Origin of the sequence: Micromonospora sp. CPCC 205561 (assembly GCF_036906775.1) — a bacterium.
Taxonomy (GTDB): Bacteria; Actinomycetota; Actinomycetes; order Mycobacteriales; family Micromonosporaceae; genus Micromonospora.
The window spans coordinates 86,488-101,083 of the sequence record NZ_JBAKHV010000015.1; the positions used below are offsets into that span (position 1 = coordinate 86,488).

Annotated in this window: 16 protein-coding genes; 6 read left to right on the forward strand and 10 right to left on the reverse strand. The window is 75.7% G+C overall.

Going from position 1 to position 14,596, the window contains the following annotated elements; genetic code table 11:
• Positions 1–3: 3 nt before the first annotated feature.
• Genes ispF through V6V16_RS11200 form a run of 3 tightly spaced genes read right to left on the reverse strand, consistent with a single transcriptional unit; the run spans position 4 to position 1,739 of the window.
• Positions 4–486 (reverse strand): 2-C-methyl-D-erythritol 2,4-cyclodiphosphate synthase, encoded by a 483-nt coding sequence (gene ispF, locus V6V16_RS11190; RefSeq protein ID WP_334561899.1) that lies wholly within the window; start codon positions 484–486, stop codon positions 4–6.
• 16 nt (positions 487–502) lie between these two features.
• On the reverse strand, positions 503–1,198 hold the full coding sequence (gene ispD / locus V6V16_RS11195; protein ID WP_334561900.1) for a 2-C-methyl-D-erythritol 4-phosphate cytidylyltransferase: 696 nt from the start codon (positions 1,196–1,198) through the stop codon (positions 503–505).
• Between the two features lie 55 nt (positions 1,199–1,253).
• Positions 1,254–1,739 carry a CarD family transcriptional regulator gene (locus V6V16_RS11200; protein WP_007073334.1) on the reverse strand — a complete coding sequence of 162 codons (486 nt, stop codon included), beginning with the start codon at positions 1,737–1,739 and terminating at the stop codon, positions 1,254–1,256.
• Positions 1,740–2,066: 327 nt separating this feature from the next.
• Here V6V16_RS11200 and V6V16_RS11205 point away from each other — a divergent pair, with 327 nt between their 5' ends.
• On the forward strand, positions 2,067–2,753 hold the full coding sequence (locus tag V6V16_RS11205; protein ID WP_334561901.1) for a hypothetical protein: 687 nt from the start codon (positions 2,067–2,069) through the stop codon (positions 2,751–2,753).
• Between the two features lie 62 nt (positions 2,754–2,815).
• On the opposite strand, the gene V6V16_RS11210 is transcribed toward V6V16_RS11205, so the two are convergent.
• The 4 genes from V6V16_RS11210 to V6V16_RS11225 form a co-directional block, all read right to left on the reverse strand.
• Positions 2,816–3,598 (reverse strand): hypothetical protein, encoded by a 783-nt coding sequence (locus tag V6V16_RS11210; RefSeq protein ID WP_334561902.1) that lies wholly within the window; start codon positions 3,596–3,598, stop codon positions 2,816–2,818.
• Between the two features lie 31 nt (positions 3,599–3,629).
• The gene (locus V6V16_RS11215) at positions 3,630–4,688 is read right to left on the reverse strand and encodes a type III polyketide synthase (protein ID WP_334561903.1); all 1,059 of its coding nucleotides are present in this window, start codon (positions 4,686–4,688) and stop codon (positions 3,630–3,632) included.
• A 100-nt stretch (positions 4,689–4,788) separates the two neighbouring features.
• On the reverse strand, positions 4,789–5,955 hold the full coding sequence (locus V6V16_RS11220; protein WP_334561904.1) for an acyl-CoA dehydrogenase family protein: 1,167 nt from the start codon (positions 5,953–5,955) through the stop codon (positions 4,789–4,791).
• A gap of 44 nt (positions 5,956–5,999) precedes the next feature.
• The gene (locus V6V16_RS11225) at positions 6,000–6,749 is read right to left on the reverse strand and encodes a methyltransferase domain-containing protein (protein ID WP_334561905.1); all 750 of its coding nucleotides are present in this window, start codon (positions 6,747–6,749) and stop codon (positions 6,000–6,002) included.
• 45 nt (positions 6,750–6,794) lie between these two features.
• Between V6V16_RS11225 and V6V16_RS11230 the strand changes: the two genes are divergently transcribed.
• The 4 genes from V6V16_RS11230 (at position 6,795) to disA (ending at position 11,419) form a co-directional block, all read left to right on the forward strand.
• On the forward strand, positions 6,795–7,634 hold the full coding sequence (locus tag V6V16_RS11230) for a UbiA family prenyltransferase (protein WP_334561906.1): 840 nt from the start codon (positions 6,795–6,797) through the stop codon (positions 7,632–7,634).
• A gap of 139 nt (positions 7,635–7,773) precedes the next feature.
• Complete coding sequence (locus tag V6V16_RS11235; protein WP_334561907.1) at positions 7,774–8,553, forward strand: hypothetical protein; 780 nt, start codon at positions 7,774–7,776, stop codon at positions 8,551–8,553.
• A 93-nt stretch (positions 8,554–8,646) separates the two neighbouring features.
• Complete coding sequence (gene radA / locus V6V16_RS11240; RefSeq protein ID WP_334561908.1) at positions 8,647–10,098, forward strand: DNA repair protein RadA; 1,452 nt, start codon at positions 8,647–8,649, stop codon at positions 10,096–10,098.
• A gap of 130 nt (positions 10,099–10,228) precedes the next feature.
• The gene (disA, locus tag V6V16_RS11245) at positions 10,229–11,419 is read left to right on the forward strand and encodes a DNA integrity scanning diadenylate cyclase DisA (protein WP_334561909.1); all 1,191 of its coding nucleotides are present in this window, start codon (positions 10,229–10,231) and stop codon (positions 11,417–11,419) included.
• A 40-nt stretch (positions 11,420–11,459) separates the two neighbouring features.
• Here the strand turns inward: disA and V6V16_RS11250 are convergent, their stop codons facing one another.
• The 3 genes from V6V16_RS11250 to V6V16_RS11260 all read right to left on the reverse strand — a co-directional run bounded on the left by V6V16_RS11250 (position 11,460) and on the right by V6V16_RS11260 (position 13,445).
• Positions 11,460–12,203, reverse strand: a complete 744-nt coding sequence (locus V6V16_RS11250) for a hypothetical protein (protein WP_334561910.1) — start codon at positions 12,201–12,203, stop codon at positions 11,460–11,462.
• Positions 12,204–12,351: 148 nt separating this feature from the next.
• Positions 12,352–12,936 carry a peptide deformylase gene (locus tag V6V16_RS11255; RefSeq protein ID WP_334561911.1) on the reverse strand — a complete coding sequence of 195 codons (585 nt, stop codon included), beginning with the start codon at positions 12,934–12,936 and terminating at the stop codon, positions 12,352–12,354.
• Positions 12,933–13,445: a glycine cleavage system protein R gene (locus tag V6V16_RS11260; protein ID WP_334561912.1), complete on the reverse strand. Its 513-nt coding sequence runs from the start codon at positions 13,443–13,445 to the stop codon at positions 12,933–12,935. The genes V6V16_RS11255 and V6V16_RS11260 overlap by 4 nt, the downstream gene beginning before the upstream one ends.
• 143 nt (positions 13,446–13,588) lie before the next feature.
• Here V6V16_RS11260 and V6V16_RS11265 point away from each other — a divergent pair, with 143 nt between their 5' ends.
• A complete protein-coding gene (locus V6V16_RS11265) occupies positions 13,589–14,488 on the forward strand; it encodes an A/G-specific adenine glycosylase (protein WP_334561913.1) in 900 nt (299 codons plus the stop codon).
• Positions 14,489–14,596 lie beyond the last annotated feature (108 nt).

Genomic DNA, 14,596 nt, shown 5'->3' on the forward strand with positions numbered 1-14,596 from the left:
AGCCTAGGCGGCCGGGGCGTGGTACACCAGGGCCACCGCGATGCCGGTGAGTCCCTCGCCGCGCCCGGGGAAGCCGAGGCCGTCGGTGGTGGCGGCGGAGACCGTGACGGGCGCGCCGACCGCCTCGGAGAGCACCCGCTGGGCCTCCTCGCGGCGCGGCCCGATCTTCGGCCGGTTGCCGATCACCTGCACCGACACGTTGCCGATCTCGAAGCCGGCGGCCCGCACCCGGCGGGCGCTCTCGGTGAGCAGGGCGACGCCCGACGCTCCGGCCCACTCGGGCTGCCCCACGCCGAAGTTCGTCCCCAGGTCTCCGAGCCCGGCCGCCGAGAGCAGCGCGTTGCAGGAGGCGTGGGCGGCCACGTCGGCGTCCGAGTGCCCGGCCAGGCCGTCCTGGTCGGGCCAGTGCAGGCCAGCCACCCAGCACGGCCGGCCCGCCTCGAAGGCGTGCACGTCGGTGCCGATGGCCACCCGAGGAACGATCATGCGACGAGGGTACGCGTCAGGCGCCGGTCGCCAGCAGGTGCTCGGCCAGCGCCAGGTCGAAGGGGCGGGTGACCTTCAGCGCGTACTCCGAGCCGGGCACGCAGCACACCGCGACGCCCTGCTTCTCGACCAGGCCGGCGTCGTCGGTGAGCGGGTCACCGGCGGCGGCGTGCGCGGCGGTCAGCACGGCCCGACGGAAGCCCTGCGGGGTCTGCACCGCCCGCAGGGCGGAACGGTCGACGGTGCCGAGGACGACCTCGTCGGCGCCGACCTCCTTGATCGTGTCGGCCAGCGGGAGCACCGGGATCACCGCGTCGTGTCCGGCGCGGACCGCCGCCGCGACGGATTCCACCAGGTCGGGCGGGGTGAGCGCGCGGGCGGCGTCGTGCACCAGCACGATCTCCGGGCCGGGCGGCACTGCGGCGAGGGCGGCGGCCACCGACGCCTGCCGCTCCGCGCCGCCGGGCACCACGGTCACCGGGGCGACCGGGGCGAGCAGCTCGCGCACCGCCGCCACCTCGGCGGCCGGGGCGGCCACGACGATGGTGTGCACCGACGGCGCGGCGGCGAGCCGACGGACCGCGTGCACCAGCAGGGGCACCCCGCCGAGCAGCCGCAGCGCCTTGGGCCGGCCGGGACCGAGCCGTACGCCGGCACCGGCCGCAGGCACGAGGACCGCGACGTCACCGCGCGGATTGAGCTGCGCGGTCACGTCGCGGTCCTCGGTGGTTTGTTCGCCACGAATCGGGTACGACGATGCTGTGGGACTAGGCCTCGGTGAGGACCTTGTCGAGCAGCGTCTCCGCCTCGTCCTTGGTGCTCTTCTCGGCCAGCGCGACCTCGCCGACGAGAATGTCGCGGGCCTTGGCGAGCATCCGCTTCTCACCCGCGGAAAGACCCCGCTCCCGCTCCCGGCGCCACAGGTCGCGGACGACCTCGGCAACCTTCAGCGGGTTACCGGAGGCCAGCTTCTCCAGATTCGCCTTGTAACGCCGCGACCAGTTGGTCGGCTCCTCGGTGTGCGGTGCGCGCAGCACGTCGAAGACCTTGCCGAGGCCCTCTTCGCCGACCACCTCGCGCACACCCACGATCTCGGCGTTCTCGGCAGGCACCCGGACCGTCAGGTCACCCTGCGCGACCCTCAGGACGAGATATTGCTTTGGCTCGCCCTTGATGACCCGAGTCTCGATTGCCTCGATGAGTGCGGCCCCGTGGTGGGGGTAAACAACGGTCTCGCCGACACTGAAAACCATAGGTTCGAAACCCCTTTCGCTGTGTCTAGGGTAACACGCTCAGGCACCGATGTCTCACCGCTGTCCTGACCGTTGGCGCAGCTCAGGGGCCCTGTGAGAGGTATTTCTTCAGCTTGACAGGCCGCCAAACCGGTGGTTTGACCACGCTCCGTAACGCTTGGATGACGTCCCGGTACGAGTGACGCGAACGTCGAGATCAAGGGCTATGCGCTCCTCCCATGGTAGCCGGCCGGCCGGGTAAGCGCCCAGGTGTAGCGACAGCCGGTCCCGTGGGGGACGCTGGAGGACGAGCCGCAGTCCGCTCGCCGAGACGTACTGGGGGTCCCGATGGGCAAGCCCGACGCAGACGGCCCCGGGCTGCCCGACCTGCCGCCGGAATGGGGTCGGGTGGTCGTGCCGGACGACGCCTCCGCTTTGGCCGCGGAGGCCGAGCGGCTCCGCCGCGAACTGCGGGGCGCGCCGCACCGCACCGCCCCGCGCCCGCCCGCCCGCTCCCCGCTCGCCCTGCCCGGCCTGGTCCTCCTGGTGGCGGTGCTGACCACCCTCGCCGGCCTGGCGGCGGTGACCTGGCCCCGGTCCGGTCGGTCCACCCCCGCGCCCTCCCCCAGCGCCGCCCCGCCGCCGGCGGCGACCGGTCGCCCGTTGCCGGCGCTGGACCTGGTCGACGCGGGGCAGTCGCCGGTGCCGCTGCGCGGGCTCGTGCCAGCCATGATCGTCCTGGTGGACGGCTGCGCCTGCCCGGACGAGGTGGCCGCCGCCGCCGCGCTGGCACCGTCCGGCGTCACGGTGGTCACCGTCGCCGGGACCGCACCCGTCGCGCCGGGGGCCGCCGGGGCCGGCGTGCGGTCGCTCGCCGACCCGGCCGGCGGGCTGCGCGCGTTCCTGCACCTGCCGGCCCGTCCGGGCGCCGCCACGGCGCTGCTGGTCGACCGCGCCGGCGTCCTCGTCAAGGTGGTGCCCGAGATCCGCTCCGCCGAGGACTACCGGGCCGACCTGGCACGCCTGGCCGGCTGACTTCCACGGCGCACCGACCGACCCCCGCCACGCCGGCGACCACGCCGAAGCGAGGCGGGGGCTCAGGACAGGGCGACCAGGTGCGCCTCGACCCGGAGCGGCTCGGTGTTGGCGCTCGACAGCGAGACCTGGAACGGCCCGCCCCTGCCGACGACCTCGGTCGACGTGATCGAGCCCTCGCAGGCGCTCGTGATCGGGTCGGCCGCCCGCGCGCCGTCGATCACGATCAGCAGCTCGCCCGGGCCGAAGCAGCGGTAGCGGAGCAGGTGCCGGGCACCCTCCTCCGCGCTGTGCTGCCGCACGTGCCCCGCCGTCCCGTCGAGGCGGGTACGCACGGTCCAGACCGTGCCGGGGAGGCCGTCCAGCCGGCCGCGCCGCACGGCCTCGTCGAGCCGGCCGTCCAGGGGTCGGCGGGGATCCGGCCCGTCGTCCGCGATCTCGACCCGGATCGTGTGGCCGCTGCGCGGGTCGACCCGGAAGGTCGCGCCGCTGCGCGGGTCGATCCCCATCGCGGTGCCGGTACGCGGGTCGATGCCGAACGCGGCGCCGGTGCCGGGGTCGACCTGGAACGCGGCGCCGGTGCGCGGGTCGACGCGGACGTCGACCCGCCGCCGGGACTGCGCCGCCGCCGCGCCCCGGCCACGGGCCTCCGGCTCGGCGCCCGTGGCGACCGCCGGGCCGGTGCGGGGCGCCTCGGCCTGCCACCACCACCCGCCGCCCACCAGCGCGGCCAGCCCCGCCGTGACCAGCACGGCCGTGCGCAGCCGGTCGCCGGCCGCGGCGGGCGTCGCGGGTGCACCGGCGCCCGGCCCGTCTCCCGGCCGGCCTACCGCCTCGGCGTCCATCATCCGAGGGTAACCGCACCGGGTGGACGGTTCACCCGGCTCTTTCCAGCAGCGCCGCGTAGAGGGTCAGACCGGGACCGAACGCCAGCATCACCACCCGTCGCGGCGGCGACGCGGCCCGGCCCAGCCGGTCGAGGATCAGCAGCACCGTCGGCGACGAGCAGTTGCCGTGCTCGTCGAGCGTCGCCCGGGACGCGGCCAGCCCCTCCGGCGGCAGGGCAAGCTCGCGCTCGACCACGTTGAGGATGCGGGGGCCGCCCGGGTGCACCGCCCAGCCGTCCACCTCGGACAGCGTCGTGCCGTGCCGGGCCAGCAGGCCCTCCACCAGCCCCAGAACGTGCCTGGAGAGCACCTGCGGCACCTTCGGCGAGAGCCCCATCCGGAAGCCGGTGTCGGTGACGTCCCAGGTCATGTGGTCGGCCGTCGAGGTGTCCGTGACTGAGCTGACCTCGCGCAGCGCGTACCCCCGGCCGCCGGGGACGACCACGGCGGCGACCGCGGCGTCCGAGAAGAGCGCGTGGGAGACGATCTGCTGGGTGTCCACCCTGGCGCTGGTGGGCTGGATGTGCAGGCTGGTCAGCTCCGCGCAGAGCAGCAGCGCGGGTCGGCCGCGGGCGGTGACGAAGTCGCTCGCCGCGCCCAGCCCCGGCAGGGCGGCGTAGCAGCCCATGTGTCCGACGAACATGCGCTGCGCGTCCGGAGCCATGCCCAGGTCCCGGGCGAGCAGGATGTCCAGCCCGGGGGTGGCGTACCCGGTGCAGGAGCAGACGACGAAGAGCCCGACGTCGCCGGCGGCCAGGCCGGCGGCGGTGAGCGCCCGGCCCACCGCCTCCTTGCCCAGCGGCAGCGCCTCGACCTGGTAGCGGCGCATCCGCCGCTCGGTCGGCCAGTCGGAGACGTCCTCCAGCAGCGGGTTCACCGCCGCCTGGCGACGGGTGACGCCCGAGTGGGCGAAGATCCGCTCGGCCAGCGCCCGCGTGCTGCCGGTGAAGTGCTTCGAGAAGAAGCCCTCCCACAGCTCGTCCTGCCGGGCCGACGGCGGCTGTGCCGTTCCCAGCCCCGCGATCACCGGTACGGCCACGATGCCCACCTCTCGTCCGGCCCTGCGCGGCGGGCGGTCCGCCCCGCCCCTGGACGGGTCTCCCGCACCTCGGGCCCGTCGGTCCGCCGTCCCGGCGAACTCCTCACGCTCACCAACGAGGAACCGTTCCGTCGCGGTCCGGGTCGCCGCCCATCGCCGCGACACCGAGCCAGTCGGCGCAGACGTCCGACGTCGCCGGGTGCAGCGAGCCGCAACGGGCGTCCCGGTAGAGCCGTTCCAGCGGATGCCCCCGCCGGGTGGCGGACGTGCCGGCCGCCTCCAGCACGGAGGCGGCCACGTCGGCGGCGGTGGTGCCGGCGAGCAGCTTGGCCCGCCAGACCCAGCGGTTGGTTTCGGCCTCGCCCGGCGCCTCGTCCACCCGCCGGGCCGCCTCCGCCACCACCAGGTGGGCCGCCGCCACCGCCGCGTCGGCCCGGCCGAGGCGGGCGCGGACGGCCGGCAGGCCGGCGAGGTTGCGGGCGTTCAGGTGCTCGGCCGCCGCGTCGGCCGCCGCCCGGGCCACCCCGACGTAGACGGCGGCGTAGCTGGCCACCAGCCAGTGCGGCATGAGCTGGGCCACCACCAGGGCCAGCCCCTCCACGCCGCCGAGCAGCCGGTCGGCCGGCACGGTCACGTCCAGGTGCAGGTCGTGCGAGGAGGTGGCCCGCATGCCGAGCGAGTCCCAGGTCGGCTCGACGGTGAGCCCGTCGCCCGCCGGCACCAGGAACTGGGAGACCACTGACTGGTCGGCGGCGCTGCGGGCGGCCACCAGGTAGCCGTCCGCGTGCCCGGCCCCGGAGCAGAACGTCTTGCTGCCCTTGAGGTGCCAACCGCCGTCGACGGGCTCGTAGACGGTGTTGAGCTGGGAGAGCCGGGCACCGGCGCCGCGTTCGCTCATCGCCACGGCGTACCAGGCGCCCTGGGCCGCGGCGGCGAGCAGCCGGTCCCGGGCGGCCAGCGCGTCGTCCGGCAGGCCGAGCGACTCGGCGAGGTCCTCGGTGACGGCGCCGAGCGCGCCGGTGACCGAGGCGTGCATGTTGAAGACCAGGGCCGTCGCGCCGTTGCCCCGGGCCAGCTCGGTGGCGACCGCCGCGTACTCGGCGAAGGTGGCGCCCATCCCGCCGAGCACGGTGGGGACCATCAGGCCGAAGAGCCCGGCCTCGCGCAGATCCCGGAAGTCCTCGACGGGGAACGAGCCGTCCCGGTCGTGTTCCGCCGCCCGGGCGGCCAGCCTCGGTGCCAGGCGGCGAGCCGCCTCCAGCGCGTGCAGCGTCATACTGCCCCCTTCTCGGCCCTCTCCCTACCCAGGGACGGGCACCCCTATCCGCTCCGCGTGCCGCGTCCCTGATAGAGCACGGCGGTCGACCAGGTCGGCACGATCCGAGGAGTCGGCCCGCCGACCGTCGGGCCGGGACGGTCGGCGCCGCGTACGCGACGTGCCAGCCAGCCGAGCAGACCGGGCACGCCCGGCCGGATGCCACGCAGCCGCAGCCCGACGCCGTGCCGGGCGCACTCGGCGACCAGCGCCCGGGCATCCACGAACAACCGTGGATCGTGGATGCCCTTCGGGACGGTGGGCAGCCGCTCGGCGATCCGGACGGCGAGCAGCCGGCTCAGCACCGTGTCGTTCAGCGTGTCCAGGACGAGGAGTCCACCGGGGCGCAGCAGCCGGCACGCCTCGGCCACCGCCCGCCGCCAGTCCGGCACGTGCTCCAGCAGCTCGCCCGCGGCGACCACGTCGGCACAGCCGTCGACGAGCGGAACCGCGGTGGCGTCACCGTTGACGGCGGTCACCCCGTGCGCGGCGGCCTGTGTCAGGGCCGACCGGGTGAGGTCGACGCCGACGTGCCGGTAGCCCTTGCCCGCCAGGTGGGGCGCGAGCAGCCCGGCACCGCAGCCGAGGTCCACCAGGAGGGCGCCGGGGCGGGGCGCGGGCGGCACCAGGGCCGCGCGGGCCTCGGCCAGCCAGTGCAGCATCGCGAACGCCCCGTCCGGCCGCCACCACTCGCCGGCCAGGTCGTCGTACTGGCGCGGATCGTTGCGAGGCAGGGTGCGACCCGCGTCTGGCATGGACCGAGCGTGGCACGACTGCCCGGTAACGACCAGACTTTCCTCATGTCGCCATCGGTGCTAGGGCTGATCAGGGCGAGCCATCCGGAACCCGCCGCCGCGGTCACCACGGTGGCCGGGTTGCTGGCGTGGGGCGTCGGGCACCGGCCGGCGGGGATGCTCGCCGTGGTGCTCGCCGTGGCGGCCAGCCAGCTCGCGGTCGGCTGGGCCAACGACGCTCTCGACGCCGACCGGGACGCCACGGTGGGGCGTACCGACAAGCCCGTCGCCGCCGGCGCGGTCAGTCGGCGCGCCACGGCCGTGGCCGCCGCGGTGGCCGCGCTCGCCACCCCGGCGCTGGCCCTGGCCACCGGTCCGGCCGCCGCGCTCTGCGCCACCCTCGGGCTGGTCTCCGCGCTGCTCTACGACTGGCCGCTGAAGTCGACCCCGGTCTCGGTGCTGCCCTACGCGGTCTCCTTCGGCGCGCTGCCCGCCTTCGTCGTGCTCGCGCTGCCCGGCGGGGTGCTCCCGCCCGGCTGGCTGGTCGCCGCCGCGGCCTGCCTGGGCGCCGGGGCGCACTTCGCCAACGTCCTGCCCGACCTCGCCGACGACGCCCGGACGGGAGTGCGCGGCCTGCCGCACCGGCTCGGCCCGGCCGGGAGCCGCGCCGCCGCCGCCGCGCTGCTGCTCGGGGCGACCGTCACGCTGGCCCTCGGACCGCCCGGGCCGCCGTCGGGCGTCGGCGTCGCCGCGGTCGCCACCGCCGTCGTGGTGCCGCCGCTGAGCTGGTACGGCGGGCGCGCCGCCGCCCGGAGGGGCGGCCGGCAGGTGGCCGCCTTCCGGGCCGTGATGCTGGTGGCCCTCATCGACGTCGTCCTGCTGGTGACGAGCGGTCGACTGGTGTGAGGCGCACCCCCGGGAGGGGCATCTCCGGGTCGGCGTGCGGGGGTGGATCTGGCCCAACTACCCTGGAGCGCGGTCTGCGCGGGCAGGGCCACCACGCCCGGCGTGAGCACCGGGTGGGATCGTGACGAGGAGGACCGACGTGACGCGCTCGATCAGGGGTTCCCGGCGGGCGGCGCTGCTGCTGTCCGGGATGGCCGCGGCGACCGGGCTGCTGCTGTCCGGCTGCGGCGCCGGCCAGGTCTCCGAGACCGCCAACAAGGAGCCGTCGGTCCAGGGCGTCAACCTGTCCGCCCGCAACGGTGAGTACGCGGTCCGCGGCCTGCTGGTCGACTTCCCCGGCGTCGAGGGCTACAAGGCGGGTGCCGACGCCGTCCTGAACGCCGTGATCTACAACGACTCGCGGAACCCGGTCACCGTGACGGTGACCACCGAGAGCGCCCGCGAGGTCGTGATCACCGGCACCGGCGCCTCGGCCAGCCCGTCGGCGTCTCCGAGTGGGCCGGCCTCCGGGTCGCCGTCGCCCGAGATGTCCGGATCACCCTCGCCCGAGGCGTCCGGGTCGGAGTCCGCGAGCCCGGACGCGTCCGGAAGCCCGTCGGGGTCGGCCAGCCCGAGCGCCCCGGAGAGCCCGTCGGCTTCCGAGAGCCCGGCGGCGCCGGCCGGCGAGCCGGCCCGGATCGAGATCCCGCCGCTGAGCTACGTGCAGCTGAACACCGGGTCGGACCGGGTCCTCCGGCTCATCGGGCTGACCGAAGGGCTGCGTTCCGGCCAGAACGTCTTCCTGACCTTCGACTTCGGCAACGGCGTCACGCTCACCGGCCCGGCCCCCGTCGCCGTGCCGCTCACCCCGGCGCCGGCCCCGTCGCCGATCATCGAGCGCGAGGGCGGCTACGAGGGCCAGGAGGACGGCGGCCACTGAGCCCGCCCCGCTCGTCCGGACGAAGACACCGCCGGCGTGGTCACCGCCACGCCGGCGGTGTCTTCGTCGTACCCGGGGACTAACGTCGCGGATGTGACCACTCCCCGATCGACCTCCCGCGCCGGCGGGGCCGGCGCGCGCGGCCGGACGGCCGCCCGCGAGCCCCGGCCGGCCTACGAGTGCGACGCCTGCGGGCACCAGCCGCCCAAGTGGGTCGGGCGCTGCCCGGAGTGCGGCGAGTGGGGTTCGGTGGTCGAGTGCACGGTCACCGGCCCGACGGTCTCGGGGAAGGTCGTCAGCTCACGGATGCCGGCCGAGCCGGCCCGCCCCATCGCCACGATCAGTGCGGCGCCCGCCCGGGCCCGGCCCACCGGGGTCAGCGAGCTCGACCGGGTTCTCGGCGGCGGGCTCGTCCCCGGCGCGGTGGTGCTGCTCGCCGGGGAGCCGGGCGTCGGCAAGTCCACCCTCCTGCTCGACGTGGCCCAGCAGTGGGCCGCCGGTGCCGGCAGCCCGTCGCTCGTGGTCAGCGGCGAGGAGTCGGTCAGCCAGGTGCGGCTGCGCGCGGAGCGGATGGGCGCCCTGCACGACCAGCTCTACCTCGCGGCCGAGAGCGACCTCGCCGCGGTGCTCGGCCACCTCGACGCGGTCAAGCCGGGCCTGCTGGTGCTCGACTCGGTGCAGACCATCTCCACCGGCAACGCCGAGGGGGTGTCGGGCGGGGTGACCCAGGTGCGGGCGGTCACCGCCGCCCTGGTCTCGGTGGCGAAGGAACGCGGCATCGCCACCGTGCTCGTCGGCCACGTCACCAAGGACGGCCAGGTCGCCGGCCCCCGGGTGCTCGAGCACCTGGTCGACGTCGTGCTGCACTTCGAGGGCGACAAGCACTCCTCGCTGCGCATGGTGCGTGGGGTGAAGAACCGGTTCGGCGCCGCCGACGAGGTGGGCTGCTTCGAGATGCACGAGGGCGGCATCAGCAGCCTGGCCGATCCGTCCGGGCTCTTCCTGACCCGCTATTCCGAACCGGTGCCCGGCACCTGCGTCACCGTGGCGATGGAGGGGCGACGGGCCCTGGTCACCGAGGTGCAGGCGCTGATCGGCGCGACGGTCGCCGGCTCGCCCCGGCGGACGGTGTCGGGGCTCGACTCGGCCCGGCTCGCGATGGTGCTGGCGGTGCTCCAGCGGCGCACCGAGCGGCTGACCCTGCACGACCGGGAGGTCTTCGCGGCCACCGTCGGCGGCATCCGGGTGGTGGAGCCCGCGGCCGACCTCGCCGTCGCCCTCGCCGTCGCCTCGGGCGGGCTCAACCTGGCCATCGCGCCGCACCTGGTGGCCATCGGCGAGGTGGGCCTCACCGGCGAGGTGCGCCGCGTCGGGGCGGTGCCGCGCCGGCTGGCCGAGGCGGCGCGGCTCGGGTTCCGGCTCGCGCTGGTGCCGACCGGCTGCGGCCCCGACAGCACCGGCGTCGGGCCTGGCGGGATGCGGGTGATCGAGGTGACCGACGTACGGTCGGCACTCCAGGCCGTCGCCCGCGCGTCGGCCGAGTGACCGCCGGTGACGTCCGGCCCGTTTCCGGACAGCCCGGACTTCGGCCCACGCTCCGGGCGAGGCGGGGCATCGTGACACATCACAGTAACCACGACAGCACCCACCGCAGGGCAGTCCGTAGACTGTGCCCGTGCCGATCGACCGCGACACCACCAAGCCTGCCGGCGCGACGCCCCACGCCCGCACCGGTGCCGTCGGCTCGCCCGCCCGTCCGATCAGCGTGAGCGTGACCGGGGGCGCCGGGGGCGCCGGGGGCGCCGGCGATCCGCTGCGGGCGAACCTCGCCCTGATGGCTCCGGGCACCGCGCTGCGTGACGGTCTCGAACGCATCCTGCGCGGCCGCACGGGGGCCCTGATCGTCCTCGGCTACGACAAGGTCGTCGAGGGCCTCTGCACCGGTGGGTTCCCGCTCGACGTCGAGTTCTCCGCCACCCGGGTTCGCGAGCTGTGCAAGATGGACGGCGCGGTCGTGCTCTCCAGCGACGGCACCCGGATCGTACGGGCGGCCGTGCACCTGATGCCCGACCCGACCATCCCGACCGAGGAGTCCGGCACCCGGCACCGCACCGCGGAGCGGGTCGCCCGGCAGACCGGCTATCCGGTGATCTCGGTCAGCCAGTCGATGCGGATCATCAGCCTCTACGTCAACGGCCAGCGCCACGTGCTGGACGACTCGGCGGCGATCCTGTCCCGCGCCAACCAGGCGCTCGCCACGCTGGAGCGCTACAAGCTCCGGCTGGACGAGGTCTCCGGCACCCTCTCCGCGCTGGAGATCGAGGATCTGGTCACCGTACGGGACGCGGTCGCGGTGGTGCAGCGGCTGGAGATGGTGCGCCGGATCGCCGACGAGATCGCCGGCTACGTGGTGGAACTGGGCACCGACGGCCGCCTGCTGGCCCTCCAGCTCGACGAGCTGATGGCCGGCGTCGACGCCGACCGCACGCTGGTGATCCGGGACTACCTCCCGACGGGCCGAAAGTCCCGCACCCTCGACGAGGCCCTGGTCGAGCTGGACCTGCTCGGCGCTACCGAGCTGATCGACCTGGTCGCGGTCGCCAAGGCGATCGGCTACCCGGCCGCGTCCGACGCGCTCGACGCCGCCGTCAGCCCGCGCGGCTTCCGGCTGCTGGCGAAGGTGCCCCGGCTGCCGGTGACCGTGGTCGACCGCCTCGTCGTGCACTTCGGCAGCCTCCAGCGCCTGCTCGGCGCCACGGTCGAGGATCTGCAGGCCGTCGAGGGGGTCGGCGACGCCCGCGCCCGCGGCGTACGCGAGGGGCTCTCCCGGCTCGCCGAGGCGTCCATTCTCGAACGCTACGTCTGATCCCCACCCGGCCCGGCGGCCGGCCGACGCCCGGGGCCGGTCAGCCGGTGACGGTGAGCTTGACCGGCTCGCTGAGCTTGGTGCCGACCCGGGCGAAGACCTGGTACGTCCCGGGCGGTGGGTTCGGCCCCGCCGCCACCCCGTTGGCGCACCGGCTGCTGTCCCGCCCGTTCCAGCCCACCAGGTAGGAGCGTTCGAACCCCGGCGTGAAGGACTGCGGGTCGGAGCCCTTGCCGGTGCCGCAGGTGTCGGAGGACCAGACCTTCTCGGCGCCGGACTTGATGAACAGCTCCTGCTCGTCGGCGCCGACGTCGCGGCTGCACGTCCGCTCGGACCGGTTCTTGATCTTGAGCTGGAGGTCCGTCACGGCCCCCCGCACGACCGCGGCGGGCTGGACCACCGGGATCACCGTGATCTCGGCGTCGGTGCACGTGCCGTCGCCGGCGGCCGGCACGACCGGCGCGGCGGGCGGCGACTCGCTGGCGGGCCCGCCCGCCGGTCCGCCGGCAGCCGGCCCGTCCGACGGCTCACCGGCACCCGGCCCGCCCGCCGCGCCCGGTGAGGGCGCCCCGGTCTGCGGGGTGAGCACCGAGCCGGTCGGCTCAGGCGTGGCGCCGGACGGCGGCGCACCCGGCGAGGGGCGGGCGTCGCCCCTACCCTGGTTCCGGTCCGATCCGGTGCACGAATAGAGCAGGACAATCAGGAAGAGAAGCCCCGCTCCGAGTACGACGGCGCGACGCCGCCAGTACACGGCGGGTGGCAGGGGGCCGACCGTCAGACGCATGATGCCCCCACCGTAGCCGCGCGGGGCACGACAGCCCCGCGCGACGCGCCGAGTCGTCGACAGCCCACCTTCTCCACCCTCCACACGCGACGGTTCCGCCTGCCGAACGTGTTGTGCCGGCGACTCCGGGTGGCCGCGCCGCCGCCCCTCAGAGGTAGACCTTGCGCTGGTAGATGGCGTGCGCGCCGGCCACCCGGTCGAGGAAGAGCAGCCCGGCACAGTGGTCGATCTCGTGCTGGAGGGCCCGCGCCTCGAACCCGTCCGTGACCAGCCGAACGGGCTCGCCGGTGCCCGGCAGCAGGCCCTCGACCACCAGCCGGCTGGCCCGCCTCACGTCCCCGGTCAGGTCCGGCACCGACATGCACCCCTCGCGGGCCACCTTCCACCGGCTCGCCTCGACGACGCGGGCGTTGCAGAGCGCGAAGGTGCCGTGCAGGGTCACCGCCTTCGGATGGCCGGTCACGTCCACCGCGAAGACCCGCGCGGCCACGCCGATCTGCGGGGCGGCCAGCCCCACGCAGCCCGGCGACACCCGCATCGTGGCGATCAGGTCGGCGGCCAGCCGTACGGTCTCCTCGTCCGTCGGATCGACCTCGCCACCGACGTAGGTGAGCACGGGCTCCGGGGCGGACACCACCGGCCGCACCTCCCCCGGCACGCCCAGCGACTCCGGGGTCCAGTCGCCGAGGCCCGCATACGCCCCGTTCTCGGAGCCGGGCCCGTCGCCGGTCACAGCAGGTCCGGATCGACCGGTCGGAGGGTCACCCCGACGCCCAGTTCGGCGGCCGTCGCCGCCAGCCGTCCCGCCAGCTCGTCGGCCATGCCGGCCGGCAGCTCCACCTCGGCCACGACCACGTAGAGCGAACCGGCCAGCCGGGTACTCAGGTCGGTGACGTTGCCGCCGGCGTTCTCCAGCACCCGGGTCATGGCCGCCACGATGCCCAACCGGTCCGCGCCGTGCACCGCCATGACGTACGGCTCGCCGGCCGCGGCCGTCCCGCCGTCGGGCGTGACCGCGCGTACGGTGGCCAGCAGCTGACCGTCGGCGCAGAGCGGCGCCAGCGCGGCCTCGACGTCGGCGGCGGCCGGGCCGACGCAGATCAGGGTCATCGCGAAGTGCCCCCGCAGCCGGGTCATCGTGCTGTCGGTGAGGTTCGCGCCGAGGCGGGCGAGCACCTCCGCGACGTCGGCCACGATGCCCGGCCGGTCCCGGCCGATGACGGTGATCGCGAGCTCGTTCATCCGCGCATTCTGCCCGATCCGTCGGCCGCCGCCGCGAGGCCCCGCCCGGACCGTCCACACGGCGGGACGGCACGGTGGCGCACCGTGGCAACAGCGGGTGCCCGCGCCACGGCACGCCGCGACGTGACATCATCGGCGGCGCGATGCCTGAGCACACGTTCGCCACCCTGGTCAGCCGGTGGTACGAGGAGAACGCCCGCGACCTGCCGTGGCGCAAGCCCGACGTGGGGGCGTGGGCGATCCTGGTCAGCGAGGTCATGCTCCAGCAGACGCCGGTCGTACGCGTGCTGCCCGCCTGGGAGGCGTGGCTGGCGCGCTGGCCGGATCCGGCCGCGCTGGCGGCCGACAGCCCCGCCGAGGCGATCCGGATGTGGGGGCGGCTCGGCTATCCCCGCCGGGCGGTGCGGCTGCGGGACTGCGCGGTGGCGATCGTCGAGCGGCACGGCGGCCAGGTCCCGGACCGCCTGGAGCAGTTGCTGGCGCTGCCGGGCGTCGGGACTTACACGGCCCGGGCGGTGGCCGCCTTCGCCTACGGACAGCGGCACCCGGTCGTCGACACCAACGTGCGGCGCGTGGTCTGCCGGGCCGTCGCCGGCGAGCCGGACGCCGGCCCCGCGACCCGGCCGGCCGACCTGGTGGCCACCGAGGAGCTGCTCCCCGTCGAGCCGGCCGCCGCCGCCCTGGCCAGCGCGGCCTTCATGGAGCTGGGCGCGGTGCTCTGCACCGCCCGGTCGCCCCGCTGCGGCGCCTGCCCCGTCGAGTCGGTCTGCGCCTGGCGGGCGTCCGGCCGCACGGCCCCCGCCGGCCCGACGCGCCGCCCCCAGCGGTACGCCGGCACCGACCGCCAGGTGCGCGGACTGCTGCTGGGCGTGCTGCGGGAGGCGACCGGGCCGGTGCCGCGCCAGCGCCTGGACCAGGTCTGGGCCGACGACGTCCAGCGGTCCCGGGCCCTCGCCGGCCTGGTGCGCGACGGCCTCGTGGAGCCCGTCGGCCCGGCCTCGTTCCGTCTCGTCGGCGACGGGCCGCCGGTCCCGGTGGGCTGACGGACCCGGGCATGCCGCAAGGGCCGGACCCCGTGCGGGGTCCGACCCTTGTCGTCGGGTGGTGCGGTGTGGTCGCCGGTCAGGCGGTGTAGCCGCGGGTGGCGATCC

Coding starts and splice junctions, on each gene's coding strand:
- V6V16_RS11200 (WP_007073334.1), bottom strand. CDS start 1,739: ATGGTTTTCAGTGTCGGCGAGACCGTTGTTTACCCCCACCACGGGGCC.
- V6V16_RS11265 (WP_334561913.1), top strand. CDS start 13,589: ATGCCTGAGCACACGTTCGCCACCCTGGTCAGCCGGTGGTACGAGGAG.
- V6V16_RS11250 (WP_334561910.1), bottom strand. CDS start 12,203: ATGCGTCTGACGGTCGGCCCCCTGCCACCCGCCGTGTACTGGCGGCGT.
- V6V16_RS11220 (WP_334561904.1), bottom strand. CDS start 5,955: ATGACGCTGCACGCGCTGGAGGCGGCTCGCCGCCTGGCACCGAGGCTG.
- V6V16_RS11230 (WP_334561906.1), top strand. CDS start 6,795: ATGTCGCCATCGGTGCTAGGGCTGATCAGGGCGAGCCATCCGGAACCC.
- V6V16_RS11260 (WP_334561912.1), bottom strand. CDS start 13,445: ATGAACGAGCTCGCGATCACCGTCATCGGCCGGGACCGGCCGGGCATC.
- V6V16_RS11205 (WP_334561901.1), top strand. CDS start 2,067: ATGGGCAAGCCCGACGCAGACGGCCCCGGGCTGCCCGACCTGCCGCCG.
- ispF (WP_334561899.1), bottom strand. CDS start 486: ATGATCGTTCCTCGGGTGGCCATCGGCACCGACGTGCACGCCTTCGAG.
- V6V16_RS11210 (WP_334561902.1), bottom strand. CDS start 3,598: ATGGACGCCGAGGCGGTAGGCCGGCCGGGAGACGGGCCGGGCGCCGGT.
- V6V16_RS11225 (WP_334561905.1), bottom strand. CDS start 6,749: ATGCCAGACGCGGGTCGCACCCTGCCTCGCAACGATCCGCGCCAGTAC.